The 13,748-nt window shown below is 53.8% G+C and carries 12 protein-coding genes; 8 read left to right on the top strand and 4 right to left on the bottom strand.

The window, feature by feature from the left end; translation table 11 throughout:
* Window positions 1-27: 27 nt before the first annotated feature.
* The 4 genes from secA to PHV74_05640 all read left to right on the top strand — a co-directional run bounded on the left by secA (window position 28) and on the right by PHV74_05640 (window position 5,282).
* Window positions 28-2,739 (top strand): preprotein translocase subunit SecA, encoded by a 2,712-nt coding sequence (gene secA, locus PHV74_05655; GenBank protein MDD5093850.1) that lies wholly within the window; start codon window positions 28-30, stop codon window positions 2,737-2,739.
* 258 nt (window positions 2,740-2,997) lie between these two features.
* On the top strand, window positions 2,998-3,675 hold the full coding sequence (locus PHV74_05650) for a Crp/Fnr family transcriptional regulator (GenBank protein ID MDD5093849.1): 678 nt from the start codon (window positions 2,998-3,000) through the stop codon (window positions 3,673-3,675).
* A gap of 224 nt (window positions 3,676-3,899) precedes the next feature.
* Complete coding sequence (locus PHV74_05645; GenBank protein ID MDD5093848.1) at window positions 3,900-4,118, top strand: hypothetical protein; 219 nt, start codon at window positions 3,900-3,902, stop codon at window positions 4,116-4,118.
* Between the two features lie 183 nt (window positions 4,119-4,301).
* A complete protein-coding gene (locus PHV74_05640; GenBank protein MDD5093847.1) occupies window positions 4,302-5,282 on the top strand; it encodes a 50S ribosome-binding GTPase in 981 nt (326 codons plus the stop codon).
* 76 nt (window positions 5,283-5,358) lie between these two features.
* Here the strand turns inward: PHV74_05640 and dnaK are convergent, their stop codons facing one another.
* From dnaK to hrcA, 4 genes are read right to left on the bottom strand one after another with little or no spacing between them, the layout of a single operon-like run.
* The gene (gene dnaK, locus PHV74_05635) at window positions 5,359-7,266 is read right to left on the bottom strand and encodes a molecular chaperone DnaK (protein MDD5093846.1); all 1,908 of its coding nucleotides are present in this window, start codon (window positions 7,264-7,266) and stop codon (window positions 5,359-5,361) included.
* A gap of 11 nt (window positions 7,267-7,277) precedes the next feature.
* The gene (locus PHV74_05630) at window positions 7,278-7,475 is read right to left on the bottom strand and encodes a hypothetical protein (GenBank protein MDD5093845.1); all 198 of its coding nucleotides are present in this window, start codon (window positions 7,473-7,475) and stop codon (window positions 7,278-7,280) included.
* On the bottom strand, window positions 7,468-8,019 hold the full coding sequence (locus PHV74_05625; GenBank protein MDD5093844.1) for a nucleotide exchange factor GrpE: 552 nt from the start codon (window positions 8,017-8,019) through the stop codon (window positions 7,468-7,470). The genes PHV74_05630 and PHV74_05625 overlap by 8 nt, the downstream gene beginning before the upstream one ends.
* Before the next feature lie 37 nt (window positions 8,020-8,056).
* Window positions 8,057-9,073 (bottom strand): heat-inducible transcriptional repressor HrcA, encoded by a 1,017-nt coding sequence (hrcA, locus tag PHV74_05620; GenBank protein ID MDD5093843.1) that lies wholly within the window; start codon window positions 9,071-9,073, stop codon window positions 8,057-8,059.
* Between the two features lie 197 nt (window positions 9,074-9,270).
* Here hrcA and PHV74_05615 point away from each other — a divergent pair, with 197 nt between their 5' ends.
* The 4 genes from PHV74_05615 to bioD all read left to right on the top strand — a co-directional run bounded on the left by PHV74_05615 (window position 9,271) and on the right by bioD (window position 13,579).
* Window positions 9,271-10,239 (top strand): biotin--[acetyl-CoA-carboxylase] ligase, encoded by a 969-nt coding sequence (locus tag PHV74_05615; protein MDD5093842.1) that lies wholly within the window; start codon window positions 9,271-9,273, stop codon window positions 10,237-10,239.
* Window positions 10,240-10,241: 2 nt separating this feature from the next.
* Window positions 10,242-11,441, top strand: coding sequence for an 8-amino-7-oxononanoate synthase (gene bioF, locus PHV74_05610; GenBank protein MDD5093841.1), 1,200 nt, complete (start codon window positions 10,242-10,244; stop codon window positions 11,439-11,441).
* 71 nt (window positions 11,442-11,512) lie between these two features.
* Window positions 11,513-12,868: an adenosylmethionine--8-amino-7-oxononanoate transaminase gene (bioA, locus tag PHV74_05605; GenBank protein ID MDD5093840.1), complete on the top strand. Its 1,356-nt coding sequence runs from the start codon at window positions 11,513-11,515 to the stop codon at window positions 12,866-12,868.
* Entirely contained in the window at window positions 12,869-13,579 is a 711-nt protein-coding gene (bioD, locus tag PHV74_05600) for a dethiobiotin synthase (protein ID MDD5093839.1), read from the top strand. It abuts the gene before it with no gap.
* Window positions 13,580-13,748: the final 169 nt, after the last annotated feature.

Genomic DNA, 13,748 nt, shown 5'->3' with positions numbered 1-13,748 from the left:
ACAGGGTGAGGGGTATAAGGATTTGAAATGTTCAAAAAGCTTACTGGTTTTCTGAGCGGCGACTCCAACGAAAGGGAACTCAAGCGCCTTCTTCCCGCAGTCAGCAAGATCAACGCCCTTGAGGCCGATTTTGAGAAGCTCAGCAACGATGAGCTTAAAGCGAAGACCTCCGAATTCAAACAAAGGCTGGCCTCCAGAGAATCCCTTGATGATCTGCTCCCGGAAGCCTTTGCCGCCGTCCGGGAAGCAGCCAAACGAACTCTGGGCCAGCGCCACTATGATGTCCAGCTGATGGGCGGAATGGTTCTCCACCAGGGTAAGATCGCCGAGATGAAGACCGGCGAAGGCAAAACCCTGGTGGCCACGCTCCCCACCTATTTGAACTGCCTCACCGGAAAAGGCGTCCACGTGGTAACCGTTAACGACTATCTTTCCAAGCGCGATCCCCAGTGGATGGGGCCAATTTATCACGCCCTTGGGGTGAGCGTCGGCTGTATCCAGCACGAGTCAGCCTTTCTTTTCGATCCCGAAAACATCTCATCAGACCCGGCCTGGCCACATTTGAAGCCAGTTCCTCGCCGCCAGGCCTACGAGGTGGATATCACCTATGGCACAAACAACGAGTTCGGATTCGATTACCTGCGTGACAACATGGTGGGCGACCTCTCCCAGCGATCGCAGCGGGGATTCAACTATGCCATTGTGGACGAGGTGGACAACATTCTGATCGATGAGGCCCGGACCCCTCTCATCATCAGCGGCCAGGCCGAAGAAGCCACATCCGATTATGTCAGGGCAGCACGCGCGGTCCGTAATCTGCGGGGAATCAGCGAGCGGGAAATCAAAGACCTGGAGAAACAGCTCGGAAAAGAAGCGGCTTCCGCCAAAGCCGAAACCGAGTACGATTACATCTATGATGAGAAGGCGCGAAACCTCTTTCCGACCGTGCGGGGACAGAGCAAGATCGCGGCCGAGTTCGGTGACCCCCAAATGTACGGCGGTGAAGAGCGGCAGAAGCAGGATCCGGCCGAGGTCGATAGAAGGCTGCGCAATATCCATCATGCAGAAGCCGCCCTCAAAGCCAAGCAGTTCTTCCTGAGGGACCGCGAGTATGTGGTCAAGGACGGCGAGATCATCATCGTCGACGAATTCACCGGCAGGATGATGCAGGGCCGCCGCTATTCCGAGGGTCTGCACCAGGCCATCGAAGCCAAGGAAGGGGTCAAAATACAGCGCGAAAATGTAACTCTGGCCACGGTCACCTTCCAGAACTACTTCCGCATGTACGCCAAACTGGCGGGCATGACGGGAACCGCAGTCACGGAAGCCGAAGAGTTTCACAAGATATACAAGCTGGAAGTTGTTGTTGTCCCCACCAACAAGCCCTTGATCCGGAAAGAGTATCAGGACCAGATCTACAAGAATCAGGAAGCCAAGTTCCGCGCCGTTGCCAAAGAGATCGAAGAACACCATAAAGCCGGTCAGCCGGTCCTGGTGGGCACAGTAGCCATCGAGACTTCCGAACAGCTGAGCAACATGCTTATCCGGAAAGGCGTTCCTCATCAGGTGCTCAACGCCAAACAGCATGAAAAAGAGGCCGGCATCATTGCTGAAGCAGGCCGTCCGGGGAAAGTGACCATCGCCACCAACATGGCCGGCCGCGGCGTGGATATCATCCTGGGCGGCAGGCCTCCAGCGCGGGAGAATTTTGAAGACGAAAACGAATTCCAGCAGAAACTGGCTGAATGGAAAGCCGAACACGAAAAAGTAATAGCGCTCGGCGGACTCCACATCGTTGGCACGGAACGCCACGAAGCGCGGCGGATCGATAACCAGCTCCGGGGCCGCGCCGGTCGGCAAGGCGATCCCGGCAGTTCACGGTTCTATGTTTCACTTGATGATGATATCATGCGCCGGTTTGGGGGCGACCGGATCGTCGGTATAATGGACCGGCTTGGCTTCGATGAGGACACTCCCATCGAACATTCCCTGGTAACCAAGGCCATCGAGAACACCCAGGTCAAGGTGGAAAGCCATCATTTCGATGTTCGCAAACACCTGCTGGATTACGACGATGTGCTCAACATGCATCGGGAAACAATCTATGGAGAGCGGGAAAAAATCCTCTCCGGCGCCGATCTCAAGGCCAACATCCAGGACATGATCAAGCAGGAAATCAGTAACCTTGTCTATGCCAACCTTGCCGATGAGTATGGCGATAACTGGAACCTTGATGGCTTGCTGAAATCAGTGGGGATGATCTTCCCTCTTCCGCCCGATATGAACAAAGATGCCCTCTCGCTCCTGAGCCGCAAGGAGATACAGGAAAAACTGCTTGAGCATGCAGACTCGCTTTATGAGCAACGCGAGCAGGAGATGGAATCAACCAACATGCGCATCGTCGAACGTCTGGTGATGCTCCGCGCAATTGACAATCACTGGAGAGAGCACCTGACGGTCCTGGAGAACATGCGGGAGTCAATCGGTCTCCAGGCTTATGCCCAAAAGGACCCCCTCGTCGCCTACAAGAGCCAATCCCATGGGATGTTCCAGCTGCTTCAGGCAAACATCCAGCGCGATATCGTCCACACCATCTACCACGTTGGCATTGTGAAAGAGTCGCCCAAGAAGGAAAAGAAAGAGGAACCCGTAGGAGTCGGTAAGAAAATAGGGCGCAACGATCCCTGCCCCTGCGGCAGCGGCAGGAAGTACAAGAAATGCTGCGGGACAGACTCCTAACAATGGATATGACAGATTCTAGTTGTGCCTGCTCGCTGCTTACTGGTCTCTGAGGTGAACGGACAATTCCGGCCTTCCGCATAAGCCCTCCAATATGGGGCTTAACTCTCATGTCAATCCCCATATATCATTCTATACTGCAATAGTCAGGCGATTGCGATATCTGAGGGGATAAATTGGCACACATTCTGACATCCCCTGTTTGAACAGTTTTGTCTGCGCGGCGATTTTGCGATATAGTAGAGTCAGAGCCTGAATATGTTAGACATGAACCTGCTCGCCAAAGTTCCCTTTTTTGCTCCGCTGAGCCCTGATCAGCTTGCCGAGCTTGCCACCAAGCTGACAACCAGAGATTATCGACGGGGGGAAGTAATCTTTCACCAGGGCGACCCGGGGTCTGTGTTATATATCATCAAGACGGGCCAGGTAAAAATCTCGGCCAATTCTGCAGACGGAGGCGAGGTGATTCTGGCCATCTTAACCGATGATGATATCTTCGGCGAGTTGTCGCTTCTGGACGGAGGGGACCGCTCAGCCACCGCCACAGCAATGCAACCCACCCAAACCCTCTCTCTGCAACGGGATGCCTTCCTGGATACCCTCGCCACAAACCGGGGCCTGGTCAGCTATATCCTGGCTCTCTTAACCCATCGACTGCGGCGCAGTGACCTGCTGCTGCAAGATGCCATTTTTCTCAACCTACCGGCACGGCTGGCCAAGCGCCTTCTGGAACTGAGCCAAACGCATGGCAGAGAAACTGAAGAGGGTATTATCATAGACCTGCGTGTTACTCAGCAAGACTTGTCGGACAGCGTAGGAGCAAGTCGGGTGGCTGTCAACAAACAACTGGGCCTGTATCAAGCCAAGGGCGTCATCCGCATCAGCAGGCAAAAGATCACCATTATCCGCCCTGAAGAACTCAAAAAGCTGATCTAATCATCGCTTCGCTTCCCTTCCCCATCCCAGCATCCTATTCCTGATCTGATCAATGATTCCTGTCTCCTTCACACCAAATGAAAACCCCTTTCGATCAGCATGTCCGCCACAACTCCGGCATCACAAATATAGGCCCTCAGAAATGTCATCTACTTTACAGTTTTTGTGTAATCCAGTTGGCCGAAATCCAGTTAAAATTCCTCTATGATAAGTGGTGTAAAGGAATGACAATCGACCGTGCTGGAGAAAAGCGAATTATGAAACTGCGCCAATTCCTTTCCACATTGAACTGCGGCTCCACTTCCGAGGAGGCTGTCGAAAACAGGGTTGAAGCTGCTTCCCCACAAGCTTCTGAAACTGATCTTCACGGACTGCTGCTGCAAATACAGGAAATGGCCGCATCCCTCAAGAAGGATGAACCAAAAGACCAAGGGCCCACATAACTATTGCTCTAACACAGACCTGCAAATCCGGCGGGAGACACGGATCATAAGATATTCCTCTCCTCCATTGCGCCCCACAGAATCATCGCTTGGCGAAGCTCCATCCCACCCAGAACACCTCCTGGACCTCTGCCAATTTCCAGAGAAAATTGGTAAAATGGGTTTCATGAAGAGGTAGGTGCCATGCCAGCAAACCTGACCCCGGCATACTTCGAGGCTGAGAAGCGCTTTCGAGCCGCCGACACGGCGGAAGAAAAGATTGAGGCTTTGAATGAGATGCTGAGGGTCATGCCCAAGCACAAAGGCACAGACGCCCTCCGCGCGGAACTCCGCACCAAGATTGCCAAGCTCTCCAAAGAAGCCGCCAAAACACAAGCCACTGCCAGAAGAGGCGGTACCTTCAGCATCCCAAAAGAAGGAGCGGGCCAGATTACCCTTGTGGGACTGCCGAATGTAGGCAAAACCCGGTTGGTGTCTTCCGTTACCGGGGTACCACTGGAAGTTGCGGACTATCCCTTCACCACCAAACTCCCTCAACTGGGGATGATGGAATTCGAGAATGTGAAAATCCAATTGGTCGATATGCCTGCCATAACTGAGCCGGATGCCCGCCCGTGGTTCGCCACCATTCTGCGATCAACCGATGTGATATTCCTGGTAGTGGATCTATCGGGTGATCCTGTCAAGCAAATGGCCGACACTCTGAACGAGATGGAAAAGCTCAAAATGGGGATAGCAGGAATCGGGAATACTTCAGCAGACGTGCTATTTGAGAAGCGAGGAATCATCGTGGGCAACAAAGGAGATCGGGAGGGTTCCGGATCAAAGTTTACTGCCCTCAAATCCGGGATAGGCACAGGAATTCCGGTTCTGTCTATCTCCGCGCAGAAGGGGATTGGACTGGAGGAACTGCGAAAGCAATCCTTTGACGCACTACGGGTTGTGAGAGTATATACAAAATCCCCGGGCAAACAGGCTAACCTGAGTGATCCCATGGTTCTTAAAGCAGGGAGCACGGTTGAGGAAGCTGCCGAAGCGGTTCATAAGGACTTCCGCAGAGGTCTGAAATATGCCCTTATCTGGGGTTCGGGGAAATTCCCCGGACAGCAGGTCAAAAGAGACCACGTGGTCAAGGACGGGGATATCCTGGAGCTACATGCCTGAGTGACCGCTTCACCCAACAAAAAAGGGGATGCCCACAGCAGAGGACATCCCCTTTTTTACAGTCTGTCCGAGCGATTTACACCTCGCGGAACTCACCTTCAACCGTATCGGAATCGCCAGCACCGCCGGGTTCCGGTCCATGATCTTCACCACCCGGTGGCGGACCCTCCTGCTGATACACTGAAGACCCCAGCTTTTGCATCGATTCCGAAAGCGCCTGGACGGCGCTCTGAATATAGCTCACATCTCCGCCGGAAAGTGCAGAGCGCACCGCGGCAATCTTTCCTTCCACTTCACTCTTCAAATCAGCCGGCACCTTGTCCCCGATCTCCCGGAGAGATTTCTCCGCAGTATAGGCCATGTTGTCCGCCATATTGCGGGTTTCCACCTCTTCCTTGCGTTTGGCATCATCGGCGGCATGCTGCTCAGCGTCCCTTTGCATCTTGGCAACTTCGTCCTTGGAAAGCCCGCTCGATGCCGTGATAGTGATCTTCTGCTCTTTTCCAGTGCCCTTGTCGCGCGCCTTGACACTGAGGATGCCATTGGCATCGATATCAAAGCTAACCTCAACCTGAGGTATCCCGCGCGGGGCAGGGAGGATGCCATCAAGCATGAATCTTCCCAGGGTCCTGTTATCAGCGGCCATTGGCCTCTCGCCCTGGAGGACGTGAATCTCCACACTGGGCTGGTTATCAGCGGCAGTGGAGAAAACCTGGCTCTTGCTGGTAGGAATAGTTGTATTCCTCGGAATCAACGGGGTCGCTACACCACCAAGGGTTTCAATTCCCAAAGTAAGAGGGGTCACATCCAGAAGCAACACATCGCTAACCTCTCCTTTCAAAACCCCGGCCTGAATCGCTGCACCGATCGCCACCACTTCATCCGGATTCACACCCTTGTGCGGCTCTTTGCCGAAGAACTGTTTCACCTTCTCCTGAACCAGGGGCATTCGGGTCTGACCGCCGACGAGGACAACCTCATGGATCTGGGTTGTCTTAATCCCGGCATCCTGAACAGCTTGTCGACACGGACCGATGGTCTTTTCCACCAGGTCCATCACCAGCTGTTCCAGCTTGGCTCGCGTGAGAAGGATACTGAGATGTTTCGGCCCCGAAGCATCCGCGGTAACAAAGGGCAGATTTATCTCAGACTGAACAGTGGTGGAAAGTTCGATCTTGGCCTTTTCCGCCGCCTCTTTCAACCGCTGCAGCGCCATTCTATCCTGCTTCAAATCAATGCCCTGATCCCGCTTGAATTCACTGCAAAGCCAGTCAATAATGCGCTGGTCAAAATCCTCGCCGCCCAGATGGGTATCCCCGTTGGTCGATTTCACCTGGAAGGTACCCTCACCAAGTTCAAGTATGGAGATATCGAAGGTGCCGCCGCCGAGGTCATATACGGCGATGGTTTCCTCCTTCTTCTTATCCAGGCCATAAGCCAACGCTGCCGCTGTAGGCTCATTGATGATACGGAGCACCTTGAGTCCGGCGATCGTTCCCGCATCCTTGGTTGCCTGGCGCTGGCTATCATTGAAATAGGCCGGAACCGTGATCACCGCCTCGTTCACCTTTTCACCCAGATAAGCTTCGGCATCGGCCTTGAGCTTCTGCAAGATCATTGCGGAGACCTCTGGAGGGCTGTATTCCTTGCCACTCATGATCACGCGCACGTCCCCATTAGAAGCACGAGTCGTCTTGTAAGGCACGTGGCGAGCGTCATCTTCTACAGAGAGTTCTCGCCCGGCCGGTTCTCCAAACTTCCTCCCCATGAACCGCTTTATATTGTAAACGGTGTTCTCAGGATTGGTGATCGCCTGGCGCTTGGCAATCTGTCCCACCAGGCGCTCTCCGCTTTTGCTGATGGCCACCACAGAAGGCGTTGTACGAGAACCTTCTGCGTTGGCAATGATAACCGGTTCCCCACCCTCCATTACCGCTACTTCGCTCAATGTCGTTCCTAAATCTATCCCGATGACTTTACCCATATTTCACCTCACTATATCGATATCTCTTGAAGTTCACTTTCCGGAAATGCCATCCGATAGCCGGTCTTATCGGCCAACAGAATGACATAACCCTTTGGATCATCCTTAACCTCAACAATCCGACCGGCCCAGCCGGCAATTTCATATCCTCCCGGCCAACCCGGTCGATCAGAAACCACAGCTCTATCTCCTAGCTTAAACTTACCCACTCTCTGACTCCTTACCCTTCCCCACCTTCACCATCGAAGGACGAAGCAACCGATCATAAAGCATATATCCCTTTTGGAGCTCCTGGGTAATTTTACCTTCCTCACCCTCGTCATGGATAACTGCCTCGTGGAACCGGGGGTCAAAATCCGCCCCATCAGTCTCCACTTTAGAAAGCCCCTGGCTTTCCAGAACCGCCAGGAATTTTCGGTAGATGAGTTCAATCCCTTCAACCCACTTGGTGCCGGCTGCCTTTGGAGTGACGTTTTCCAGAGCCCGCTCAAAATCATCGAGCACTGGCAGCAGACCAGACATAAGCGCCGAATTGGCGAATTTGACTGTCTCTGCTTTTTCCTGTTCGTTACGTTTCTTGAAATTAATAAAATCAGCCTGAGACCTCTGCCAGCTGGCCAGATACTTTTCAGACTTCTCCCTCTCCCCGGTAAGTGCCTTCTGCAATGAACCCATATCCATCAATTCATCAACCGGCTGATTGGCCTCTGACGGCACTTCCGCAAACTGATTCTCCCTCTCCTCTTTTGCCAATCGTTCACCTCTGTACGAAGTCGGTTTCCTGGGACGTTTATCGATATTCTTCATGGAGTAGTTCGCTCATGGTGCCGGAGAGAAATCGCAACGCAGAAAACGCCCTGTCATAAGGCATCCGGGTTGGTCCTACCACACCTATGACGCCACTTGCCTGCCGGGGTAGTCCATACCGGCTCAACACCACGGAAAAACCGCGCAATGCGGTTTCAGGCCCTTCTCCCCCGATGATCACTCGAAGCCTCTCATCCCCAGGAGCCTGCCGGAGAATAGAATTCAGCAGGCTTCTCCCCTCAAGCAACTCCATGAGCAGCTGAGCCCTCTCGCTCTTGGTGAATTCAGGCTGGCTCAGAATATGCGATACACCGTCGAAGTGGGGTTCTCCCGCGCCTGACTGACTCACCTCATCCATGAGACCAAGCAAGGCCTGCGTCGCCCACGCATCGGTAAGGGAAAGCTCTTCTTCTTTGGTTCTGATCTCAGCGCGTGTCAGCCCCCCACACGAACCGGTGAGCCGCCTCGAAATAACATTCAGGTCTTCCTGGGTCATGGACGTATCGAAGGAGACCTTTCGCTGCCTGAAGCTGGCATCATCAAAGACCAGCAAAAGCAAAGCCAAAAACTCTCTCAGGGAGACCATCTCCACAAGTTTGAGCCGGGGTTCCATCAACTGGGGCGGAGTCACAATCGCCACGCTGTTCACCATACGTGCCAGGATGGCGGCGGCAAGCTGAATCCACTCCTCCACCTCCTTGCCTGTCTGATAGAACTGATGCAGAATCTGCCGCTGCTCTTGCTGGGGAAGCTCACGCTCCTCAAGCAGAACCTCCACATAGTAACGATACCCCTTGGCTGTGGGAATTCTCCCGGCAGAAGTATGAGGCTGAACGATATATCCCTCTTCTTCAAGCCGCACCAGTTCGTTGCGCACGGTTGCTGAACTAACCCTGAGGCCGCACTTGCGCGCAATGATCTCCGAAGACACAGGAACGGCACTCGATATATACTCCTGGATCAAACTCTGGAGTATCCTGCCTCTTCTTTCCGTCAGCATGTTACTCACTTTTACCTCTTAGCACTCTCATGCCCCGACTGCTAATCCTATCTAAAAGTTACCACTGTTGAATACTCTTTGTCAAGATTTGATTGTCAACTAAAACACTGCTAGCGGTTGACAATGAGCAGAAATTCGCCTAGTATCCTATTGGCGGATTTGCTAGAGAGCGAGCACTGGAGACACCCTATCAAAAAATGAAAGAGGAAATACTCAAAGCGTTACGGCAGGGAAGCCGCGTATCGGGTGAGAAATTAGGGGCTGATATCGGCATTTCCCGGACCGCCGTCTGGAAATACATAACGGAGCTGCGCACTGAAGGATATCAGATCGATTCCTCTCCTTCAAAGGGTTATGCCCTTTTGAGCGCTCCGGATAACCTAACGCCTCAGGAGATCAAAGAAGGATTGCGAACATCCGTTCTGGGCAGGGAGATCATCTACTACACCGAGGTCTCCTCGACTCAGGATGTAGCCAAATCAATGGCGATTCAGCGCGCCGGCGAGGGGACAATCATCATCGCCGAAAGACAAACCGGCGGCCAGGGAAGACTGGGACGGAAATGGGAATCGCTGCCCGGGAGCATTGCCCTTTCGATCATCCTGCGGCCACCCATCCATCCTTCGGAGGCTCCCTTGTTCACTATCGTTGCCGGAGTGGCCGTAGCCCAGGCTATCGAAAAGGCGACTCACCTGAGCCCCCAACTGAAATGGCCCAATGATATCATCGCCGGGGGGAAAAAGGTGGGCGGCATACTGGCCGAAATGAGCGCGGAAATGGATCGGGTAAACTATATCGTACTCGGCATCGGAATCAACGTGAACACCCCCAGATCATCTCTGCCCGCAGATATCAAGGCAATCGCGACTTCTTTGAAAGAAGAGGGGGGCAAAGAGATATCCCGCGTAAAACTGGTTCAGAGCATCCTTGAAGAACTGGAAACCCTTTACGAAGTGTTTAGAACCGCCGGATTCGAACCCATCCGGCAACGCTGGACAGTGCTCAGCAATACCATTGGCGCCAGGGTAACCGTTACCAGCGGGGAGGGAGAAAGAACGGAAGGAATCGCTACGGAGATGGACCGAGATGGCGCCCTGATTTTGCGCAAGGGTGACGGAACCCTCGAACGGGTTATCGCCGGGGATGTTTCGCTGAGGAATTCATAGACATGCTCACAGATTGTAACCAACTCAATTTCCTGGAACAGCGCATTGAGACTCTCAAGGAGAGGAACCTCTATCGTCATCTGAGGACCCTGGAAAGCGCTCAGGACACATGGGTCTCGCTGGGGAGCAGAAAAGTCCTGAACCTGTGCTCAAACAATTATCTGGGCCTGGCTTCACATCCACAGGTCAAAGAAGCAGCGGCCGGAGGAGCAGGCGAATGGGGCTGCGGCAGCGGAGCCTCACGCCTGATCTGCGGCAACTTTTCCTATCACGAGCTTCTCGAAAAGCGTCTGGCCGAATTCAAAGGCACAGAGGCGGCGTTGCTCTACAATAGCGGCTATACTGCCAATCTGGGCATCATTTGCTCACTGGTGGGACGGGGGGACTGGGTGTTCAGCGATGAACTGAACCACGCCAGCATCATCGATGGTTGCCGCCTGAGTGGCGCAAAAGTCACCGTGTTTCCTCACAATGATCTGTCAGCCCTGGAGAGTAAACTGCGTCGATTGCCAGCCTCAGGCAAATCAGATCGAAAGCTCATCGTGGTAGATAGCCTTTTCAGCATGGATGGGGACCTTGCCCCATTGCCTGACCTGGTGAACCTGGCAGAGAGATATGACTGCCTGATGATGGTCGATGAGGCCCATGCCACCGGAGTACTGGGACCGAGCGGGCGAGGTATGCTGGCTCACTATGGCCTGGAGAAAAAGGTGCTTGTATCCATGAGCACGTTGAGCAAGGCCCTGGGATCTTTTGGGGGCTTTGCGGCGGGAAGCTGTCAACTGGTCGATTTCCTCATCAACACCTCCCGCAGCCTTATCTTTACTACGGCCCTGCCCGCAAGCGTTGTGAATTCGTCCATCGCAGCCCTATCGATATTAGAGGCAGATCCATCGCTTTCCCTCAAAGTAATGGAAAACGCGCATTATCTGGGTGATGGTCTGAAAGAGCTAGGTTATGACACCCGAGATTCGCAAACACAAATCATCCCCGTAGTTATCGGAGATGCCACCCGGACTTTGGAGGCATCGCGCCTCCTTCTGGAAGAGGGGGTTCTGGCCTCGGCGATCCGCCCTCCCACAGTTCCCGAAGGTACGTGTCGCATCAGGACAACGGTGATGGCGACCCACAGCCGGCAAGACCTGGACTTTGCTCTGGAAGCCTTTGAGAAGGTCGGCCGCAAAACAAGGATTATTGGATGACGTAGGGTCGAAGCATCTGAGAAGTCGCAGACGCCTCGCACCTGCAAAGGTTGTGCAACATGAATCACTTTATGAGCCCACAAAAACTGGAAAAACTGGATAAACAGTTCATCTGGCATCCCTTCACCCAGATGTCGGACTGGCTGAAGGAAGAACCTCTCATTATCGCATCAGGAGAAGGGAGCTATTTGACGGATGTCCAGGGGCGACGATATCTGGATGGGGTTTCCTCCCTCTGGGTCACCGTTCACGGACATCACCAGCCGGATATAAACCGGGCCATTACCGAGCAGCTATCCCGCATCGCCCATTCCACCTTTCTGGGTTTATCTAACGTGCCCGCCATCGAGCTGGCCAGGGAACTGGTAGGAATCGGCCCTAAGAACTTACAGAAAGTCTTCTACTCCGATAACGGCTCGACAGCGGTGGAGATCAGCCTGAAAATGGCCTTTCAATTCTGGCAGCAATCCCGGGATCGGCGCCCGGCAAAGACCCGATTTATCTCCTTCGTCAATGGGTATCACGGCGATACCATTGGGTCGGTGAGCGTCGGGGGTGTCGACCTGTTCCATCAGACCTACAAACCCCTTCTTTTCGACAGCATCAAGGTCAATTCCCCCTACTGCTACCGTTGCCACCTGGGCAAGGAATACCCCGCCTGCCGGATGGCCTGCCTGGCCGAGGTAGAGAAGACAATCGCCCAGCACCACCATCAAGTGGCTGCCATCATCATGGAACCCTTGATCCAGGGGGCTGGCGGAATGTTGACTTTCCCGCCCGGATATACCAAGCGCGTTTATGAACTGGCCAAAGAGCGCGATATCCTTTTCATCGCCGATGAAGTGGCTACCGGGTTCGGGCGGACAGGAGCGATGTTTGCCTGCCTTCACGAAGGAATAGAGCCGGACTTCATGGCGATAGCCAAGGGCATCACCGGGGGCTACTTGCCCCTTGCCGCCACACTCACCACACAGAGGGTATTTGACGCTTTCTGTGCAGAACATAAAGACCTGAAGACTTTCTTTCATGGCCACACGTATACGGCCAACCCCCTGGCCTGTGCCGCCGCCCTCGCCAATCTGGAGATATTTCGAAAAGAGAAGGTCATCGAGAACCTCCAGCCCAAAATCGCCTTCCTTCAGAGTGCTCTCCGGAAATTCCGGCAACTGGACCATGTAGGCGATATCCGCCAATCGGGTTTCATGATGGGCATCGAGCTCGTTGCCGACAGGAACAAGAAAACGCCCTATCTCATCGAATCCAAAACGGCCATCCGGGTGATCCAGGAAGCCCGCCAGAGAGGGCTCATCATCAGGCCGCTGGGAGATGTGATTGTTCTGATGCCGCCCTTGAGCACCAGCCTTGAGGAGTTGAACCAAATCCTGGGAATCACTTACGATTCGATCAAAGTGGTGACGGAGGTTTAGATGGGAAAGGGTATTCTTATCACCGGAACAGATACGGGAGTAGGCAAAACGCTGGTGGCAGGTGGACTTGCTGCTGTGCTCAGAGAGAGAGGGATCGATGTGGGGGTGATGAAGCCGGCAGAGTCTGGCTGCCGCCGCGAAAACGGCGAACTTGTTCCCGAGGATGCCCTTTTCCTTCGGGAAATGTCGAGGTGCTCTGATGACATCCGACTGATAAATCCCTACGCGCTGGAGCACGCCATTTCACCGGCTCAGGCTGCGGAGATCGAAGGCGTAGATATCAAAATGGAAACGATCACCAGAGCTTACGCCACGCTGGCCTCCCTGCATGAATTGGTGCTGGTAGAAGGGGCAGGTGGAATTCTGGCACCACTGAATTCGCAGTTGTTCATGGCCGACCTGGCCGTAGAGTTGGGGAACATCCCCGTGCTAGTGGTCGCAAGGGATACACTGGGCGCTATCAACCACACCCTTTTGACCATCAATTGCGCTCGCGGGGAGGGAGTCAACGTGATAGGCCTGGTAATGAATCGAACGTCCGCCCCCAGCGATCTGGCAAATGTCTATAATGAAGAGGCGCTGGAACGATGGGCCAACGCGCCGTTTCTGGGCACCTTGCCCTTCCTTTCCAAACGGGATCCGGAGCGCATCAAACAAGCCGTGAAAGTAAATCTGAATATAGGGCCGCTGCTGGCATGGCTCGGGAGATAAGAGAATGAACTATCTGGAACTGGCAGAGAGATCGCTTCAAGGGTTGCCGCTGGATCGGGAAGCATGCCACTCAATCCTGCGTTGTCCGTCAGATAACATACTGGAGCTTCTGAACGCGGCATTCAGGGTAAGGGAAAGGTATTTCGGGAAAAGGGTGATCATCCAGCTT

Source organism: Dehalococcoidia bacterium, assembly GCA_028711995.1.
GTDB lineage: Bacteria > Chloroflexota > Dehalococcoidia > SZUA-161 > SpSt-899 > JAQTRE01.
This window is presented reverse-complemented; position numbering and strand designations above follow the sequence as displayed.

Bases quoted from the DNA above. Each gene is read 5' to 3' on its own strand.
- dnaK (MDD5093846.1), bottom strand. From the start codon at position 7,266: ATGGGTAAAGTCATCGGGATAGATTTAGGAACGACATTGAGCGAAGTA.
- secA (MDD5093850.1), top strand. From the start codon at position 28: ATGTTCAAAAAGCTTACTGGTTTTCTGAGCGGCGACTCCAACGAAAGG.
- PHV74_05650 (MDD5093849.1), top strand. From the start codon at position 2,998: ATGTTAGACATGAACCTGCTCGCCAAAGTTCCCTTTTTTGCTCCGCTG.
- PHV74_05640 (MDD5093847.1), top strand. From the start codon at position 4,302: ATGCCAGCAAACCTGACCCCGGCATACTTCGAGGCTGAGAAGCGCTTT.
- hrcA (MDD5093843.1), bottom strand. From the start codon at position 9,073: ATGCTGACGGAAAGAAGAGGCAGGATACTCCAGAGTTTGATCCAGGAG.
- bioA (MDD5093840.1), top strand. From the start codon at position 11,513: ATGAGCCCACAAAAACTGGAAAAACTGGATAAACAGTTCATCTGGCAT.
- PHV74_05615 (MDD5093842.1), top strand. From the start codon at position 9,271: ATGAAAGAGGAAATACTCAAAGCGTTACGGCAGGGAAGCCGCGTATCG.
- bioF (MDD5093841.1), top strand. From the start codon at position 10,242: ATGCTCACAGATTGTAACCAACTCAATTTCCTGGAACAGCGCATTGAG.
- PHV74_05645 (MDD5093848.1), top strand. From the start codon at position 3,900: ATGACAATCGACCGTGCTGGAGAAAAGCGAATTATGAAACTGCGCCAA.
- bioD (MDD5093839.1), top strand. From the start codon at position 12,869: ATGGGAAAGGGTATTCTTATCACCGGAACAGATACGGGAGTAGGCAAA.